The organism is Clostridium aquiflavi, from assembly GCF_031344075.1.
Taxonomy (GTDB): Bacteria; Bacillota; Clostridia; order Clostridiales; family Clostridiaceae; genus Clostridium; species Clostridium aquiflavi.
Genome location: NZ_JAVJAN010000002.1, coordinates 104733 through 125188 on the forward strand (window position 1 = coordinate 104733; position 20456 = coordinate 125188).

The 20456-nt window shown below is 27.6% G+C and carries 15 protein-coding genes and 1 other annotated feature; of the genes, 13 read left to right on the plus strand and 2 right to left on the minus strand.

Annotated elements, in window-relative coordinates; translation table 11 throughout:
* Nucleotides 1-132: 132 nt before the first annotated feature.
* The 9 genes from RGC78_RS01140 to RGC78_RS01180 all read left to right on the plus strand — a co-directional run bounded on the left by RGC78_RS01140 (nt 133) and on the right by RGC78_RS01180 (nt 10631).
* Nucleotides 133-2262 (plus strand): xanthine dehydrogenase family protein molybdopterin-binding subunit, encoded by a 2130-nt coding sequence (locus tag RGC78_RS01140; protein WP_252211652.1) that lies wholly within the window; start codon nt 133-135, stop codon nt 2260-2262.
* 1 nt (nt 2263) lies between these two features.
* A complete protein-coding gene (locus tag RGC78_RS01145) occupies nt 2264-2740 on the plus strand; it encodes a (2Fe-2S)-binding protein (protein WP_252211653.1) in 477 nt (158 codons plus the stop codon).
* Nucleotides 2734-3552: an FAD binding domain-containing protein gene (locus RGC78_RS01150; RefSeq protein ID WP_252211654.1), complete on the plus strand. Its 819-nt coding sequence runs from the start codon at nt 2734-2736 to the stop codon at nt 3550-3552. The genes RGC78_RS01145 and RGC78_RS01150 overlap by 7 nt, the downstream gene beginning before the upstream one ends.
* 365 nt (nt 3553-3917) lie before the next feature.
* Entirely contained in the window at nt 3918-4685 is a 768-nt protein-coding gene (locus tag RGC78_RS01155; protein ID WP_309555838.1) for a pseudouridine synthase, read from the plus strand.
* Nucleotides 4686-5034: 349 nt separating this feature from the next.
* Nucleotides 5035-5284: a binding site (T-box leader), on the plus strand.
* 213 nt (nt 5285-5497) lie between these two features.
* Complete coding sequence (locus tag RGC78_RS01160) at nt 5498-6124, plus strand: class I SAM-dependent methyltransferase (RefSeq protein WP_252211656.1); 627 nt, start codon at nt 5498-5500, stop codon at nt 6122-6124.
* A gap of 17 nt (nt 6125-6141) precedes the next feature.
* On the plus strand, nt 6142-7293 hold the full coding sequence (locus RGC78_RS01165; protein ID WP_252224012.1) for a trans-sulfuration enzyme family protein: 1152 nt from the start codon (nt 6142-6144) through the stop codon (nt 7291-7293).
* On the plus strand, nt 7286-7738 hold the full coding sequence (locus tag RGC78_RS01170) for an S-ribosylhomocysteine lyase (protein ID WP_252211658.1): 453 nt from the start codon (nt 7286-7288) through the stop codon (nt 7736-7738). The genes RGC78_RS01165 and RGC78_RS01170 overlap by 8 nt, the downstream gene beginning before the upstream one ends.
* Complete coding sequence (locus RGC78_RS01175; protein ID WP_309555840.1) at nt 7722-8630, plus strand: PLP-dependent cysteine synthase family protein; 909 nt, start codon at nt 7722-7724, stop codon at nt 8628-8630. Before RGC78_RS01170 ends, RGC78_RS01175 begins: the two co-directional genes overlap by 17 nt.
* A 252-nt stretch (nt 8631-8882) precedes the next feature.
* Nucleotides 8883-10631, plus strand: coding sequence for a methyl-accepting chemotaxis protein (locus RGC78_RS01180; RefSeq protein ID WP_309555841.1), 1749 nt, complete (start codon nt 8883-8885; stop codon nt 10629-10631).
* A 128-nt stretch (nt 10632-10759) separates the two neighbouring features.
* Here the strand turns inward: RGC78_RS01180 and RGC78_RS01185 are convergent, their stop codons facing one another.
* On the minus strand, nt 10760-12523 hold the full coding sequence (locus RGC78_RS01185; RefSeq protein ID WP_309555843.1) for a methyl-accepting chemotaxis protein: 1764 nt from the start codon (nt 12521-12523) through the stop codon (nt 10760-10762).
* Between the two features lie 1058 nt (nt 12524-13581).
* On the opposite strand from RGC78_RS01185, the gene RGC78_RS01190 reads away from it, so the two are divergent.
* From RGC78_RS01190 to RGC78_RS01205, 4 genes are all read left to right on the plus strand, one after another.
* Nucleotides 13582-14940 (plus strand): esterase/lipase family protein, encoded by a 1359-nt coding sequence (locus RGC78_RS01190; RefSeq protein WP_309555844.1) that lies wholly within the window; start codon nt 13582-13584, stop codon nt 14938-14940.
* 901 nt (nt 14941-15841) lie between these two features.
* Nucleotides 15842-17179 carry an esterase/lipase family protein gene (locus RGC78_RS01195; RefSeq protein WP_252211663.1) on the plus strand — a complete coding sequence of 446 codons (1338 nt, stop codon included), beginning with the start codon at nt 15842-15844 and terminating at the stop codon, nt 17177-17179.
* 100 nt (nt 17180-17279) lie between these two features.
* Nucleotides 17280-18863, plus strand: a complete 1584-nt coding sequence (locus tag RGC78_RS01200; protein ID WP_252211664.1) for an esterase/lipase family protein — start codon at nt 17280-17282, stop codon at nt 18861-18863.
* Nucleotides 18864-19004: 141 nt separating this feature from the next.
* Entirely contained in the window at nt 19005-19784 is a 780-nt protein-coding gene (locus tag RGC78_RS01205) for a nitrilase-related carbon-nitrogen hydrolase (RefSeq protein ID WP_252211665.1), read from the plus strand.
* 104 nt (nt 19785-19888) lie between these two features.
* Here RGC78_RS01205 and bcp read toward each other — a convergent pair whose 3' ends face one another.
* Entirely contained in the window at nt 19889-20341 is a 453-nt protein-coding gene (gene bcp / locus RGC78_RS01210; RefSeq protein WP_252211666.1) for a thioredoxin-dependent thiol peroxidase, read from the minus strand.
* Nucleotides 20342-20456 lie beyond the last annotated feature (115 nt).

Sequence of the window (20456 nt, forward strand, 5' to 3'; positions counted from 1 at the left end):
ATTATATTATGTTATTTATGAAATATCACCAAGTTCTTTTTAAGAAGAATTTGATGATATTTTTTTATTACAATATAATTAACATATATTAACAAATATATTGGGGCATTAAATGGTAAAGGAGAGGTAGATATGAAGAAGATTAGTAAATCAGTGGTTAAAAGAGACCATAGTTCAAAAATTTCAGGAAAAGCTATCTACGTAGGAGATTATGAAGAAGATGATATTTTAATAGGTAAAATGCTAAGGTCAACAAAGGCAAAAGCAAAAATTATTGATGTTAAGGTTCCTAAATTATTAGATGGATATTACTATGTGGATAAAACAGATGTACCTGGGGATAACAAGGTTAACATAGTTAAAGACGATACACCTGTTTATGCAACAGACACAGTAGAATATATCGGAGAGCCTATAGGGATGGTTTGTGGTCCTAATGAAGAAATTATAAATAAAATATTATCTGAAATTGAAGTTATATATGAAGAATTAGAACCTGTTATTAATATAAGAGACTTTGATACAGTTTTTTTTGATTATAGATTTGGAAAAGGAGATGTTGAAAAGGCATTTTCAGAGGCAGATAAAATATATGAAGAAGAGTTCGAAACAGGTTATCAAGATCAAACTTATTTAGAAACTCAAGGACTCATGGCTGAAATTCTAGAAGATGAAAAGGTTTACGTACATGGATCTATGCAATGTCCATATTATGTTAAAGGTGCAGTTATGAGAGCTATGAATCTTGGTCCAGATAAAGTTAGAATAGCGCAAGATGCTACAGGTGGTGGATTTGGAGGAAAAGAAGCATTCCCATCTATATTAGCATGTCAAGTTGCTGTAGCTGCAAAAAAAGCTGGAAAAAAAGTTCGCTGTATCTTTGATAGAAGAGAAGACTTGGAGTTTACATCAAAGCGACATCCTTCATTAAATACTTATAAAGTAGCTGTGAAAAATGGAAGGGTTACAGCTATGGATATAGATGTAAAATTCAACGGAGGAGCTTATACAACTTTATCAGCGGTTGTTCTTCAAAGGGGAATTATATGCGCAAATGGCATTTATGATATTACAAATCTTAAAGTACGTGGAAGAGCTGTAAAAACTAATACAACTCCTAGTGGAGCATATAGGGGATTTGGAGCACCACAAACATTTTTCTCTGCTGAAGTCATGATGAATCATATTGCAAAGGATTTAGGAAAAGATTCTTTAGAATTTAAGGAAATGCATTTAGTAAAACAAGGAGATAGTACTTCAACTTCTGGTAAGTATCATTTTCCAGTACCAATTCCAAATATGATTGAACGCATCGATAAAGCTTGCGACTTTAGAAGAAAACATAAAGAATATTCTAATGATCAAAATGGAAGATATAGAAAAGGAATAGGAATATCTATGTATTTTCATGGAGCTGGTTTTACAGGTTCAGGTGAAAGGGACATTATTAAGGCAGTAGCTAAATTACACAAATACCCTGATGGAAGAGTTCAAGTACTTGCTTCAAATACAGATATAGGACAAGGACTTCGTACAACTTTTCCTAAGATAGTGGCAAAGGAGCTAAATTTACCTTTAGAAAATGTATTTTATGAATATCCAGATACGGATGTAGTACCAGATTCAGGTCCTACAGTTGCTTCACGTAGTTTAATGACTGTTGGGGAACTTTTACGTCGTGCAGCTATAAAACTTCGTGATCAATGGATAGAAGGAGAAGATCAAATTATAGAAGAGCATTATAAAGAACCAGATTTTATGATTCCATTTTATATTGATAAATTCCAAGGTGATGCTTATCCAACTTATTCTTGGGCAGTTAATGCAATAGAAGTTGAAGTTGATACTTACACAGGTCTTGCAAAGATACTAGGAGCATATGGATGCTTTGATATAGGAACGCCTATGGATTACAACATTGCTGTTGGTCAAATGGAGGGTGGATTCTTACAAGGTATAGGATATGCTTCAACAGAATATATGGTGGCAGATGCTAAGGGGCGTATCAGAAACAACTCTTTCTCAGATTATATTATACCAACAGCAGTTGATGTACCTAATCTTAAAGTAGATATGTATGTAGATGAAAAATATCCTTATGGACCTTATGGAGCTAAGGGTGCAGGAGAGTTACCTTTAGTTGGAGCACCAGGGGCTTATGCTGAAGCTATTGAACAGGCACTTGGACATGGAGCAAAGGTTAATCATGCACCATTTACAGCAGAAGATACAATAAAAGTTTTAATGGAGGAGGGAGAGTAAGATGAGTAATAATATAACATTTAAGCTAAATGGTAAAGAGGTAATATATGATGGAAAAGCTACTGATAGATTATTAGATGTGCTTCGTGATTATTATCATTTAAAAGGTGTAAAATGTGGTTGTAAAGAAGGTGAATGTGGAGCATGTTCTATTCTTATGGATGGTGAATTAATTAATTCTTGTATGGTAGCAATGGGAAGATGTGAAGGAAGTGAAATTGTTACTATAGAGGGGTTTAGAGAAACAGAACGTTTTAAAGTAATAGATAAAGCTTATGCTGATGTGTCAGCAGTGCAATGTGGATATTGTATTCCAGGAATGGTACTAGCTACAGAAGCTATATTATCTAAGAATCCAAATCCTACATTAGAACAAATTAGAGAAGGAATTTCTGGAAATTTATGTCGTTGCACAGGATATAATGCTATTGTAAAGGCAATTAAAATTTCAGCAGAGGAGGGAAAGGGATTATGGTAAATGGTTTTATGCCTAAATCTTTAAAGGAAGCTTTAGATATTCGTTCAAATTATGATGTTGTTCCATATGGTGGGGGAACAGATTTAATGATTGAAGGACAAAAAGATGTTAACTATTTGTTTTTAAATAAAGTTCCTGAAATGAAATGTATTGTTGAAGATGAAGAGTATATCAGAATAGGAGGATCATGTACTTTTACTGAGGTATTAGAATCTGATATTGTTCCTGAAATTATGAAACAAGCTGTTTCAAGAATTGCTGCACCTGCTATAAGAAATTCTGGAACCATGGCAGGTAATATAGGAAATGGTTCAGCAAAGGCAGATTCTGTATTGATTGAATATGTTACAGATGCAAAAATAGTATTATCATCTGCTTCAAATACTAGAATAGTTAATATTGATGATTTCTATAAAGGAAGAAAAGAGCTAGATTTAGGAAAAGATGAATTGATAGTAGAAATTTTATTGCCTAAAACTGGTTTAGAGAATTATTACTATAAGAAAATAGGAGCTAGAAATGCATTAGCGATATCTCGTGTTTCATTTGCTGGGATAATAAAAATTGATGATGAAATAATAAAAGATATTGCAATTGCTTTTGGAGCAGTGTCAGGTACAGTATTAAGATTTAAAGAATTAGAAAAAATGATGATAGGTAAAACATTAGTGGAGGCAAGTAAAATAAAAGAAGATTTCATTGATGCATATAAACAAAAAATTATACCTACAAAGGGTAGAGTTTCAGCCGATTATAGAAAAAGGGTATGTATTAATTTAATAAAGGATTTTTTAAATGAGAAAGGTATATAAGAGTTAAGTTAGAGCAATAGAAAATTGTAATATTAGCATTTATTAATTATAAGATAAGAATAATATTTAATATATTTTTAGGATATATTTTATAAGAGAGCGAGAAAGTATATATTTACTTTAATCGCTCTCTTTTATTAGGATATACTTGGATTTTTAATTTAGTAATAAAAATATATAAAGAAACTTAAGGTTAATTTTAAGAGAGTTTAGGATTAAATACATAAAAATTTAAGTGAAACTTTTTTTAGTAAAATATCAATGGTATTATATTAATATATTTAAATAAAAATTATTTAGCTAAATTATATAATAATTATTTTAAGAGATACGAAAATTTACAAAGGAAGCGAAATTATAAACGTATGAGATTAGATAAATTTTTGGCAGAATCAGCTGTTGGTAGAAGAAAAACTGTTAGAACTTATATTAAAGATGGAATGGTAAAGGTTAATGGTGAAATTATAACTGAACCTTCAATAGATATTAGTGAAAAATTTGATGATGTAGAATACCTTGGAAAAAAAGTTATTCATACTGGTAAGGTATATTATATGTTTAATAAACCATCAGGATGCATTACTGCAACAAAAGATAATATTCATAGAACAGTATTTGATTATTTTAACAATCAAAATATGAGTGGAGTATTCCATGTTGGGAGATTGGATAAAGATACTGAAGGATTATTGTTGCTTACTAATGATGGTGAATTTGAGCATAAAGTAATGTATCCAGAAAAACATGTTGAAAAAATTTATTTCTTTTGGGCATTAGGTTCTTTAGATGATGAAGATAAAAAGCAATTAGAAGAAGGTCTTTTTATTGGAAATAATGAAGCATTAACAAAGCCTGCAAAAATAGATGTACATAAATCAGGATCATATATAGAATTTAAAGAAGAAATTCCTAGTAATAATTTAGAGAATAAAGATCATCAGCCTGTTGTTTCAGGATATCTTACTATTTCAGAGGGGCAAAAACATCAGGTTAAACGAATGTTAAAGGCAGTAGGTTGTTATGTAATATATTTGAAAAGAATATCTATTGGTGGATTAAAGTTAGATGAATCTTTAAAAATGGGTGATTATAGAGAATTAACAAAGAAAGAAATTGAAAGCATATTTGAATAAAGATATGTACAAAATTTTATAAATAAAGATAATTAAAAGGTACCATATTTCTTATATAAGAGGAAATATGGTACCTTTGATTATTTTAGCATTAAGAACATTATGAAAATAAAAAATACGTTTAATTTAGGATATATGAGATATTTAAGAAAATTATTAACTACGTTTTTGGAAAAGAAATAACTAAAGATTTGGTTATTAATAATTATATCTAAATATCACCTATACCTATATTTTTAATTTATATTAAAAAATATATTGACAAATTAAAATAATAGGGATATATTATTTATTATAAAGCAGAGTAATCCTATAAGAATAATATGTTTTATAATAAAATATTATATTGTTATATGTTAAGAAAAGAAATAGTATCATGAGGGAAACTTTCAGAGAATGGTCTTCTAGGCTGAAAAAGACTTTAGTTATAACTTATGAGAATGCATCTTTGAGCACTGTCCCGAAAAAATACGTTTTTAGTAGGAGTCAGCGTGTACGCACGTTATAGCGTTGAGGTATGTTTGTACCAAAATAAGATATTATATTTTTTGTATATAATAATTAGAGTGGAACCGCGGAATAAAAATTCTGCCTCTAAATGAGGTAGGGTTTTTTTTGTTTATATAAAAATATAAAACTGTATAATACGTATTTAATATATAAGTTTATTAAGTAATTCTAGAATTAAAATGAAATTTTTTAAAGTAGTATTAATATTTATCTAAATCTCAGAGAATTTACACAAACAATATAGTATAAAAATTTAAAAATATTTAAGAATGAAGAGTTATAAAATAGGGGGAAGATTAATTATGAAGTCATTAAATTACTTTGATTCTATAGCAGATAGCTGGAATGTAATAAGAAGTGAATATTTTGAGGAAAAATTAAAATATAAAGTTTTATCTAAAGCATCAATAGAAAATAAGATTGCAGCAGACTTAGGATGTGGTACTGGTTTTATATCTTTAGCTTTATCAGAAAAAGCAAATTTAATATTTTCTCTAGATCAATCTAATAACATGTTGAAGGAATTAAAAAAAGAAGTTTCTAAAAGAGATATAACAAATATATATCCAATTAAGTCTGATATGGAAAATATTGTATTGTTTGATGAGTCAGTAGATGTTGTATTTATAAATATGGCATTACATCATGTAGCTAATATAGAAAAAGCTATATCAGAAATTTATAGAGTATTAAAAAAAGGTGGAAGTATAGTAATTTCTGATGTTACAGAACATGATGGAGAATGGGCAAAAGAGGAAATGTACGATGAATGGTTAGGATTTTCAAATGATCAAATAACTAATTGGTTAAATAAATATAATTTTAAAAATGTAGAAATAGAAAATACGGATTTATATTGCAAAGGGTATTCAAGTAAAGGCGAATATACAGAAACAAAAATATTTATAGCAAGTGCTAAAAAATTATAAGAGGGGAGAAAAATATTATGAATTTTGAATCAGTTTTAATACACGGAGGAATTGACGGAGATAAGTTTACAGGAGCAGTAAATGTTCCTATATATCAAACATCTACGTATAAACAAGAAGGCTTAGGAATTAATAAAGGATATGAATATTCAAGAACTGGTAATCCTACAAGAGAAGCTCTTGAGAAACTTATAGCTGATCTAGAAGAAGGTGTTGGTGGATTTGCATTTTCTTCAGGTATGGCAGCCATAACAGCAATATTTTCTCTTTTTAAGTCAGGAGATAATATAATAATTTCAGATAATTTATATGGTGGAAGTTTTAGAGTATTAGATAAAATTTTTAAGAATTTTAATATAGGATATAAGATAGTAAATACAACAGATTTAAAGCAAATTAAAGAAGCTATTGATGAGACTGTAAAAGCAATATATATAGAAACACCAACAAATCCATTAATGGATATAACAGATATTGAAGAAGTAGCTAAAATAGCTAAAGATAATAATCTATTTACAATAGTGGATAATACTTTTATGACACCATACTTGCAAAAGCCACTAACATTAGGAGCAGATATAGTTATTCATAGTGGTACTAAGTATCTAGGAGGACATAGTGATTTAATTGCTGGATTAATAGTAGTAAATAATGAGGAATTAAAAGAAAAAATTCATTTTATACAAAATTCTACAGGGGGTATACTATCACCATTTGATTCATTCTTACTTATAAGAGGTATAAAAACTCTTGCAGTTAGAATGGATAGACACAATTCAAATGCTAAATCTATAGCAGAATTTTTGAAAAATAGACCAGAAATTAATAAAGTTTATTATCCAGGATTTGAAGAACATCCGGGATATAATATTCAATCAAAACAAGCAAAAGGATATGGTGGAATGATATCTTTTGTATTAAATGATGGATATGATTATAAAAAATTCTTTGAAAAATTAGCATTTATAACTTTTGGAGAAAGTTTAGGAGGAGTGGAATCTTTAGCATGCCACCCAGCAAGTATGACTCATGGAGCAATACCATATGAAATAAGACAAAAGGTAGGTATTGTTGATAATTTGATAAGACTTTCAGTTGGGATAGAAAGTGCACAAGATATTATTGAGGATTTAGAAAAAGCATTAGAATGGGGGAAAATTAATGGTTAAAGTAGAAAGTTTTGAATTAGATCACACAAAGGTAAAAGCACCATATGTAAGAAAATGTGGCTTTGAAAAGGGTAATAATGGAGATATAGTTTCTAAATTTGATTTAAGATTTTTACAACCGAATGAAAAAGAGATGCCAACAGGTGCAATGCATACATTAGAACATTTATTAGCTGGATATATGAGAGAAAAATTAGATGGAATAATAGATATATCTCCTATGGGATGTAGAACTGGATTTTATATGGTTGCATGGGGAACTCCTGAAGTGGAGAAAGTAATAGAAGCATTAAATTATTCATTAAATAAAATATTAGAAACAGAAGAAATACCAGCAACAAATAAATTTCAATGTGGGAATTATAGAGATCATTCATTATTTGCAGCAAAAGAATATATTAAATTAATATTAAAAGAGGGGATTAGTAGTGAGATATATAGATGACATTAGAAGTTATATAGGAAATACACCTATTATGAAACTAAATAATATGGGAATAAGAGCTGGCGTAAATGTATTTGCTAAATTAGAATTTTTAAATCCTGGTGGAAGTGTTAAAGATAGAATAGGTATATACATGATAGAAGATGCTGAGAATAAGGGATTACTTAGAGCAGGCTATACAATAATAGAAGCTACAGCAGGTAACACAGGGCTTGGTATAGCATTAGCAGCCATAAATAAAGGGTATAGAGTAATATTTGTTGTACCAGAAAAATTTTCTGTAGAAAAGCAGACGTTAATGAAGGCCCTTGGGGCAGAAATAGTAAATACTCCTAGAGAAGACGGAATGTTAGGAGCTGTTGAAAAGGCTAATGAACTTTTAAAAACAATAAAGAATTCTGTAACTTTAAAACAATTTGAGAATAAATCTAATCCATTAGCCCATTATGAAACTACAGGTCCTGAAATATATAAAGATTTAGATGGAAAAATAGACTATTTCCTTTGTGGTGCAGGTAGTGGAGGAACGTATACTGGTATATTAAAGTATTTAAAAGAAAAGAATTCTAATGTAAAAGGAGTTTTAGTAGATCCAGAGGGGTCAACTATGGGAGGCGGAGAAGAAGCTTGTTATGACATAGAAGGGATAGGAAATAACTTTATTCCTAAAACTATGGACATGACTTATGTTGATGATGTTATAAAGGTTAATGATGAAGAAGCATTTCATATTGTAAAACAACTTGCTTTAAAAGAAGGATTAATTGTTGGGACATCTTCTGGAGCAGCAGTAGCAGCAGCTCTTAAACTAGCAAGTAAAATAGATAGTGGTAATATCGTAACGTTATTACCAGATAGAGGAGAAAGATATTTTAGCAAAAATATATATTAATATATTTGGATATTTTAAATAATATATTGATTATTAGGTGGATTAAGGGAAAAATCTCTTAGTCCTCTTTTAGTTTTTAATATATAATAAATTAAACATTATTATATATTATTCGACAATATAAATAATTAATATAGATATACTTAAAAACAAAAATTGAGTTGAATAAAGGTGTTAAAGAATTAATATTTATCATATTTAATTCAATAACTTTTATTTAAATAAAAGTTTATAAAAGGGGGCTAATTAAAGATGAAAAGTTTAAAAGGGAAAATTATAAGCATTATTTTAATTTTAGTTATAGTTTCATCATTATCTACAGTTACTATTGGATTAATAAATGGATTTAATGTAACTAAAAAAACTGTTCAAGCACAATTTGAAGATAAATTGACTTCAGCAGACAATATGCTTGAAATATATCTTAATGAACAGTTTGGAACATTGAGTATTGATGGTGATGGTAAGATGGTGGATAGTTTTGGAAATTCTATTGAGGAGAGATCTGAGTACATAGATAAGTTATCTAAAGGTATGGATGTTGTTGCAACTGTTTTTGTTAAAAATGGTAATGATTATACAAGAATACTTACTACAATTAATGAGGAGAATGGTGAAAGAGTTATTGGCACCAAATTAGATAATAAAGGAAAGGCATATGAAGAAGTAGCAAATGGAAATGTATATTTTGGTGAAGCAAATATTCTTGGAAAACAATACATAACAAAGTATACACCTATGTATGATAAGGATAAAAAAATTATTGGAATTTACTTTGTTGGTAAATCTATTGAATCTGTTGAGTCAATAATTAATGAAGGTATGATGTCTACAATTAAATCTGTAGCTTTACTAGTTATTCTTGTTTTAGTAATAGCTTCAGCAATAAGTTATTTTGTAGGAATGTCAATTGTAAAGCCTATAACAGTAATTACAAAACTTATAAATAAACAAGCAAATTTGGATTTTACTGTTGATAAGAAATCAGAATTAATAAATTATATAACAAGAAAAGATGAAATAGGCAGTATGGCAAATTCTATTAAGATAATGGATGATAATGTGCGTAATTTTATTATAAAAACTTCTGATGTGGCACAGCAAGTAGCAGCTTCATCTGAAGAGTTAACAGCTACATCACATCAAACTGCTACTACTTCAGAAGAAGTTGCAAAGACAATTGAACAAATAGCAAGTGGAGCAAGCGCGCAGGCAAAAGATACTGAAGAAACTGCTGAAAGTATAGAGGAAATGGGAAGAATAATTGAAGATGATTCAAATTATATTAAAGAATTAAATAAGGCTACAACTAATATAGATATTCAGAAAGAAGAAGGATTTCATATATTAAAAGAGCTAGTAAATAAGACAAATCAAAGTAATGAAGCGACAAAATCAGTATATGAAATTATAGTAGGAAATAATGAAAGTGCAGAAAAAATTGAAGAAGCTAGTATTATGATTCAAAATATAGCTGATCAAACTAATCTTTTAGCACTTAATGCAGCAATAGAAGCAGCAAGAGCAGGAGAAGCAGGTCGAGGATTTGCTGTTGTCGCGGATGAAATCAGGAAACTTGCAGAACAATCAAATAGTTTTACAAATGATATTAAAGTAGTAATTGATGAGTTAAAGTTAAAATCTCAAGATGCAGTTCAAACTATGGAAGATGTAAAAGGTATCGTAGATTCTCAAGCAAGAAGTGTAAAAGATACAGAAAATAAGTTTGATCTTATAGCAATGGCAATAGATTCAGTAAAAGATATTATTAAAAAATTAAATCACTCAGCTGAATTAATGATTAATAACAAAAATAAGATTATAGGAATTACACAAAATTTATCTGCTATTTCAGAAGAAAATGCAGCAGGAACAGAGGAAGTAGCTGCATCAATGGAAGAACAAGCAGCAACAATTCAGGAGATTGCAAATTCAGGTGAAAGTTTAGCTATTATTGCAGAAGAGTTAAGTGAGTTAATTGAAAAATTTAAGGTACAATAAAAAATAATATAAAACCACACTCCATATTAAATAATTTAAAATGAATTTTAAAGACAGTAGATAATTTTGCATTGTACAAAAATTAACTACTGTCCCAAAAGTTTTTAAATTTTTAATATTTTATTATATTATAATTTAAATTTATCAACTAAATTAATTAATTCACATGCTAAGTTAGCTTGTATTTCAGCAGTCTCTGCAACTACATCCATATTATTAACAGTTTCTGTTATATTTTCTAATATAGTTTCTGAACTGCTAGAAGCTTGTGTTGAATTGCTAGACATATTATCAATAGCACTTGCTATTTCACTTGTGGATGAATTTAGATTTCTAGATATAGTATACGTTTCATTAGCTGCATTACTTACCAAATTTAAATTATTATAATAATATTCAGATACTTTTAAGAATTCATCTAATTTTGGAGTAATGTCTTTGTTAAAGAATTCAAGTATATCATTACTATCAGCACATAAACTTTTAAATACTAGTTGAACTTTATTTACAATATCTTCAATAGATTTTACAGCTTCCATAGATTGTTCAGATAATGCTTTTACTTGAGATGCTACAATTGCAAAACCTTTACCAGCTTCTCCAGCATGAGCTGATTCAATTGCTGCATTTAAAGCTAATAAATTAGTTTGATTAGCAATACTTGATATAGTTTCAACCATAACATATATTTCTTCTGTAACCTTACCAGCTTTAATAGCATCTTTAATATTAATTTCTTTTTCATGATATAAATTATTTATATATTTTAAAACTTCATTTGTATGATTTTTTAATTCTAGAGCCTTATCTCTAAAATTAATAAGAGTTTCAGTTTCTTTTTTTGAACTAGTAGATAGAGTATTAGTATTTTTTGCTATGTTTGAAATAGTTAAATTGACATCAAGTGCTACAGTTGTGCTATCCGACATTTTATTTACTATTCCTTCAGTGGATTCATTTATCTCACTTAATTTACAAGAAACTTCTTCTGTAGATGCAGAAAGTTCTTCTGCAGAAGATGATAAATCACTAGATTTCTGAATAATACTATTTATTAAATTTCTTATATTTTCTTGAGCTTTATTTAAAGATATACCAGCTCTACCGAGTTCATTTTTTGATTTAACTTCTATATTATTTGAGAAATCATAATTTGATAAACGTTCAGCTAAGGCTACTATTTTATTTAGAGCTCTTGTAATTGGACGAATAATAAATAATGATAATATTACAGTTATAATTAACAATATGAATAATGCAAATAATAATATATTTCTATTCTGATTAAAATTATTTTTCAATTCTTCTGTTTTCATATTAATTGCTTGGTCTATATCGTCTATGTAGTTTCCTGTTGTTATAATCCACCCATATGGTTCAAATAATTTTGAATAAGATCTTTTGGGATGAGTACCTTCTTCATTTGGTTTTGTGAAGTAAAAATCGGTATAGCCACCATTTCTAGCAACTTTTATTATTTCTTGAACTATCATATGTCCATTTGCATCTTTAAGACTAGTTCTATTACTTCCTTCTTGTTCTGGAATCATTGGATGTGCAATTAATGTTGAATCTATTCCATCAATCCAAAAGTAACCATCACCGTTATACCTTAAAGACTTTATCATATCTTTTGACAAACTTTTTGCTTGTTCTTCAGTTATTTCACCATTTATTTGTTTTTTATAAATCCCATTTAATAAAGAAATTACGTTTTCAACTTGTAGTTTTATGTTTTGATCATAGTTTTCCATTAAATTAAGTTCATATTGATTAATTGATGCATTTACTACATTTTTCATCTGATTAGATGAGATAAGTAATATAACAGCAGAAACCAATAAAACTAAAACTATATTAATACATATAATTTGATCTCTTAATCTTTTCATAAATTGTTCCCCTTCCATATAATAAAAATATTTTAAAAAATGTAACGGTAAATATTTACAACAATTATTATAGCATATCAATTAAAAATATTATATAAATTAATACATTTTTGTAATATTTTATTATAATATACATGTAATTATTGAGAATTTGGTGATTTTTAGATTTATTAAATATAAATTAATATTAAAAATTAGTTTATATAATAAAAAATAATCATATTAAAACCTTATATTATTATATGGAAATTAAAAACAAATTTACAATTATGTACTTAAAAAGATTGAAAATTCAAAATTGTAGGAATATAATAAAAAATAATAGAATATAAAATTAAATGTGTAAAAAATAACTTGAATTTATATTAACATTATAAAAACATAAAATGATTTACAATATAGACTAGATAAAAAGAGTAATTTACTGAATTAGTAGAACTAAAATACATTATATTAAAAAAGATTAAATATATTTTAATATTTTATTATATTTATTTTAGGGATCAATTAACTATTTTACTTTATGCATTAACAGTTATTGTAGCATATTAAATTATAGTCTTGTAAATATTAAAAAATTGTAGACATATATTTAATGATTCTAATATATTGTTAAATTAAAAAGTATGTATTGAAAATAGTTAACAATTAAAAAATGAGGGGGGACGTATAGGGGTGAAGTGTTAAATTGGGATAATGAAACAATATTAAAAGAAATTTTACAAAAGATAATAACTATTTATGTACTAAAAATTTAAATGAATTTTATTAAGAAAACATTACTGAAAAAAGCTATATTAAATTTAGTGCGACATTAAATCTAAATGCTGAAGTTAAGGTACTAATTTATTACTGATAGTAGATATATTTATTATTTTAATATATTTAATAAATTAAGAATTAACTGCTAAGTTTTATATTTAATTTTGAGTAAAGTTACTTATCTTCTTTGTAAACAATTACAAAATTAAAATGTAAATAGTTATTAATTCTATACAGTCAATTTAACTCGAGAAGAGATTAAGAGATTAGTTAAAATATTGTATAGGGGTGTAAAAATGAAAAAATCTTTAACAAAAATATTAGGAATTTCTTTATTAGCAGTTGCTATGATAGTAACTACTTTTCCAACCAATGTAAAAGCACTTGATTCAATTAACGAACCAACAATAGAGGAAGCGGCAGAAAGTGCAGATTCACAAACACAAAATAGTGTGATAGCAATACAAGAGTCATTAAATGAAGATGGAATTAATTTAGAAACATTAAAAGGAGATCACAATAATTATCCTATTGTATTAGTTCATGGATGCATGGGCTGGGGAAGAGATGAAAAATTAGGTTTTAAATACTGGGGTGGAACTGTAGATCTTCAAGAAAAAATGCGAGATGCAGGATATGAAGTTTATACTGCAGCAGTAGGACCTATTTCAAGTAACTGGGATAGAGCTTGTGAACTTTACGCTTATATAATGGGTGGTAGAGTAGATTATGGTGCATCTCATGCAGCAAAATATGGACATGATAGATATGGTAAGACATATCCAGGTATATACAAAAAAATAAGTAATGAAAATAAAATTCATATTGTTGGACACAGTCAAGGTGGACAAACAGTTCGTGCATTTACACAATTGTTAAATGAAGGTAGTGAAGAAGAAAGAAACTATGGTCAAAACGATATGTCACCACTATTTAATGGTGGTAATGATTGGATTCATAGCGTAACAACAATATCTACTCCAAATGATGGAACAACATTATCAGATTCAATACCATTTGTTGATTATATAACTCCGCTATGTGGTGTAGCTGGAGTATTAACAGGATCAAATAGTATTTTAAGTGATTATTTTGACTTTAAATTAGATCAATGGGGATTAGCAAAACAAGATCATGAAACTCAAGCACATTATATAGGACGTGTTTTAAGTAGTAGAATTTGGGAGAGGACTACAGATATATGTTCTTATGATTTAAGCACATATGGTGGAGAAGAATTGAATAAATGGGTAAAAGCACAACCAAATGTTTATTATTTCTCATGGACAACTAGTGCAACAAAACCATCAAAACTTACTGGACATCATATCCCTGAGCCAGGTGTTATGAATAAGAATTTCTATGTTAATTCACTTATGATGGGTAAATTTACTCGTAATGATAATTCAGGCAGACCCGTTATTGATAAGAGCTGGTGGCAAAATGATGGTTATGTAAACTGTATTAGCCAAAATGGTCCTAAATTAGGTTCAAATGATATTATAAGAGAATATGATGGTACACCTGTAAAAGGTCAATGGAATGCTATGCCTACACTTATAAATGTAGATCATGAAGATATAATAGGACGTTATGGTAATGTAACTCAATGGTATATTGATCGTTGTAAACAATTAAGCTCATTACCAGAATAATAGTTTAATATTTATTAAATAGACTTTTGCAAGCTAATCAATGACTTATATTTTTGATTAGCTTGTTTACTAAGATTAAAATTATATTTAAAAATAAAAAGATTATAGATAAAAAAATGATAAAAAATAGTTATATACAGGATCAAAAAAGTAAATAAATGTATAATAAAATCACATTATAATAAAATTTTGAAAAAAAACCAAAAAATATTGAAAATTCAAAAAACTAGGAATATAATTAAGTAAATTTCATAAAAAAGGATTTTTAGAAATAATACATAAAATTTTTAATTAGTTAAGTAATATCTATAAATAAAATCTTATTATTTTAAAATGATTAAATATATATTTTTATTTAATATATCTATTCTTAAAGATAAATTAACTATTTTACTTAACACAATTTAAATATGTAGTTAATAAATATATGAATAATATGTATACAAGCCTTTAAGTAAACGTTTAAATTAAGAGTAATGTTATTTTCATATATTTATATAATTAATTGTCACTTTTAACATATAAATAGTTAATAGTTTATAAAAAAGGGGGGGGACTTTAAAAAATTAATTAAACTATCAAATCAATAAACACTAGAAAAATTCTCTATAAATTAAAAATTCTAAATAACCTATAAAATTTAACACTGAGAAATTAATTAAAAAATAAAAATTCAACTTATTTATAGCAGTAGATATATTTTAAATTTTAATATATTTAATAAATAAGAATTATTAATATATTTTACATTTAATATAAAAGTAATGTAGACAAGTCTTATTACAAAGGTATTTTAATATCTAACTTTTAAATGTAAATATTTATTAATTCTATGCAGTTATTTAACAAGAGAAGAGATTAAGAGATTATTATGTTAAAAATATTGTATAGGGGTGTAGAAATGAAAAAGTCTTTAACTAAATTATTAGGAATTTCTTTATTAGCAGTAGCAATGACTGTAACCACTTTTCCTGCAGGGGTTAATGCTACTGAAATTACAGAAGGCTCATCAATTTTAACAGAATCAACACAGGCAATTGAAGCTGAAGAACCAATAGAAGCACTAGATACATCAAATTTAGACTCGACTTCACAAAGTAACGATTATCCAATAGTTCTAGTACATGGATTTATGGGATGGGGAAGAAATGAAGTAGCTGGATTTAAATACTGGGGAGGCGCTATAGACCTTCAAGAGAAAATGAGAGATAAAGGATATGAAGTTTATACAGCAACTGTAGCACCAGCTTCAAGTAACTGGGATAGAGCTTGTGAGCTTTATGCTTATATAGTTGGTGGAAGAGTAGACTATGGTGCAGCTCATTCTGAAAAGTATGGACATGCAAGGTATGGTAGAACATATCCAGGATTATATAATAAAATAAGTGATAAAAATAAAATTCATTTAGTTGGACATAGTATGGGTGGACAAACAGTGCGTACAATTACGCAACTTTTAAGTGAAGGTAGTGACGAAGAAAGAAACTATGATCAAAACAATCTTTCACCGTTATTTAAAGGAGGAAATGATTGGATTCGTAGTGTAACAACAATAGCAACACCAAATGATGGCACAACAGCAGCAGATGCTAATCCTGTAGTAGATGTTGTAAGCCCACTATTTGGAGTTTTAGGATCAGCAACAGGTCATAATTCTCTAGTTCAAAATGTATTTGATTTTAAATTAGATCAATGGGGATTAACAAAGAGGGACAATGAATCACAACTTCATTACCTTGGACGTGTATTAAGTAGCGATATTTGGAGTGGAACTAAAGATATTGGTACTTATGATTTAACAACATATGGAGCAGAAGAACTTAATAAATGGGTAAAAGCACAACCTAATGTTTATTATTTCTCATGGACAGTTTGTGGTACAAAGGAATCAATACTTACAGGTCACTCTATTCCGCAACCAGGAGTAATGAATTTAATGTTCTATAAGAATACTTTAGCAATGGGTAAATATACTCGTCATGAAAATGGTAAACCAATAATTAATAAAGATTGGTGGCCAAATGATGGTTATGTAAACTGCATAAGTGAAAATGGTCCTAAATTAGGATCTAATGATGTAATAATTGATTATAATGGAAATCCTGAAATAGGAAAATGGAATGCAATGCCTACACTTATAAATTTAGATCATGAAGATATAATAGGACGTTTTGCTAATGTTCAAGGATGGTATTTAAATCTTTGTAATCAATTAAGTTCATTACCAGAAAACAATTAAAAATTAAAGAATTTAGAGGGAAGTTAAATTCTCTCTAATTCTTGAAATAATGTCTTTGCTTTTAAATTACCTAAATTTAATTTTAATGAGGTGAAGTGTAATGAAGAGATCTTTAGTAAAAATTTTAGGAATTACTGCTTTAGCAATTTCAGTTGCTTTTACAAGTTTTTCAGCACCTGTTATGGCTGTTGAATCAACAAATTCAATTATTATAGAAGAGAGTAAATCATCTAATGATTTTATTTTGAATGAAATTGAAAATAGCACAAAAAATGAACCAACTATAGAAAATAATAAAGAGAATTTAAATGATGAAAGTTTAAATCATGAATCAAATAATAAAAAAGAAGAAGATCAGCTAAATGAAGTTAAAGAAATTTTAAAAGAATCAAAAACGGAGAATGAAGCTGAAGGTTTAGAAATACCAGATACAATAGAATTACCTAATAGTGAAGATTTCGATAGTAAATCAAAAGTTGAAGCTCAAGGTGAAATTATAGAACAAGAACCATTACAATATCCTGATATTAAAAGTGAAGTTATTGAGGAAGGAAACAAATATCCGATAGTATTAGTTCATGGATTTATGGGATTTGGAAGGGATGAATTATTAGGATATAAATACTGGGGTGGTATTGTTGATATTCAAGAAAGTTTGAGGAATCAAGGATACGAAACTTACACAGCAACAGTAGGTCCTGTTTCAAGTAACTGGGATAGAGCTTGTGAGTTATACGCATACATAGTTGGTGGAACAGTTGATTATGGTGCAGCACATGCTAAAAAATATGGACATGAAAGATATGGCAGAACTTTTGAAGGTATATATAAAGATGTAAGTGATGCTAATAAAATTCATCTTATAGGTCATAGTATGGGTGGACAAACAGTACGTACACTTACTCAACTTTTAAGTGAAGGTAGTGAAGAAGAAAGAAATTATGATCAAGAAAATATATGTGCTTTATTTATGGGTGGAAAACATTGGGTTAGAAGTGTTACCACAATATCAACACCTAATGATGGAACAACATTATCAGATGTAATGCCAGCAAAAAAATTGATAAATGTTTCATTGGGAATATTAGGAACAATAAATGGGAAAGATAATTTATCTAATTGTTTATATGATTTTAAATTAGACCAATTTGGACTAAAAAAACAACCTGGAGAATCATATATAAATTATAATAAAAGGGTTTTAGATAGTAATATATGGTCTGGAACAAAAGATATAGGACCATATGATTTATCAACTTATGGAGCTGAAGAACTAAATAAATGGGTAAAAGCTCAACCTGATGTATATTATTTTTCATGGGTAACAAAAGCTACAAAAAAATTATTAATAACAGGTTATGCTGTACCACAAATAGGTCCTATGAATCCATTATTTTATCCAAGTGCAACTAAAATGGGAAACTATACACGTAATTATAAAGGTCCTATTATAGATGACGAATGGTTTGATAATGATGGCATTGTAAATTCAATAAGTCAAGAAGGTCCTAGATTAGGTTCTAATGATGTGATTAAAAAATTCAACGGACAACCTAAAGTTGGTCAATGGAATGTTATGCCAACACTTATAAATACGGATCATATGGATATAGTTGGAACATTTGGTGATGTAGAAGATTGGTACATTGATTATGCAGAACAGTTAAGTAATTTACCTAGATAAAAAAATAAAATATAATTTGCTAAAGAATGAAATACCTTGAACTGAAATTAGTTTGAGGTATTTTTATTTGTAAAACTGGTTAATTTTAGTTGTATTAAAAATAAAATATATATTAATATTAATAAAGAAGGAGGCGTTAATATGGTTATAGGAATTGGTCAAATTGATATAATATGGGAAAATGAATTAATAAACATGAATAAAGTTGAAACTTTAATTAAAGAAGCATCAAGAAAAAATGTAGAATTAATACTTTTTCCAGAAATGACTTTAACAGGAGTAACATTAAATATAAATAAGTTAACTTTATCACAAGATAAAATAATCGAATGGTGTCGTGAATTAGCTATAAAAAATAATATAAATATAGGTCTTGGATATGGTAAGAAAATTGATTCCAAGGCATTGAATAATTATCTTATAATATCTAATTTTGGAGAGGTTATATCTGATTATACTAAAATACACTTGTTTACATATGGTGGAGAGCCAAAAGCATATCATAATGGTATGAACATTCAAAATTATAAAATAGGACAATTTTCTTTAGCATCATTTATTTGTTATGACTTAAGGTTTCCTGAAATTTTTCAAGTAGCTTCAAGAAATACGCAGGCAATAACTGTCGCAGCTAATTGGCCAAAGTCAAAAATTGAAGAATGGATAAGCTTTTTAAAAGTTAGAGCGCTAGAAACTCAAAGTTATATTATAGGTATCAATAGATTAGGAGAAGGTGACGGAATAAAATATAATGGCCAATCTGCTATTGTTAGTCCATGGGGAGATATATTAAATGATTTAAGCGATAAAGAAGAACTTATAATACAAGAAATTAAATTAGAGCAAGTATTTAAATCAAGAGCGAAATTTAATGTTAAAGATGATAGGAGAGAGGATCTATATAAAAAATATTATAGCTGACAATAAAGTCAGCTATAATTAAAAATTAGGTATGTGAATCAAAAATTAGTTTTTAAAAATTTATTAAAAGAAAATACAAAATTAAATTGATTTTCTAAATATAATTATATATTAGATAACACTTCTTCAATATGTCCTTTTACTTTAACTTTTCTAAATTCTTTAACAAGTATTCCGTTTTCATCGATTATAAAAGTGCTTCGTTCAATTCCAAGAACTTTTTTACCAAACATATTTTTTTCTTTTATAACATCATATAACTTGCAAACTGTTTTTTCTTCATCACTTAATAAGATAAATGGCAAATTAAATTTGCTTATAAATTTATTGTGTGAATTTAAATTATCCTTACTTATTCCGATAACTACAGTATTTTTATTTTCAATAATATTATAATTATCTCTGAAATCACAAGCCTCAGCTGTACATCCAGGTGTATTATCTTTTGGATAAAAATATAAAATTACTTTTTTACCTTTATAATCATTTAAACTGTGGATTTTTTCATCACACCCTTGAAGAGTAAAATTAGGAGCTAATTCACCTATGTTAATCATAATATTCACCTCCGAATATATTTAATATTATATAATAATTATTATTATTTATCAAGACATATAATATAATAATTATTAAAAGGTAGTTTATACAGTAGTATATATTTACATAACT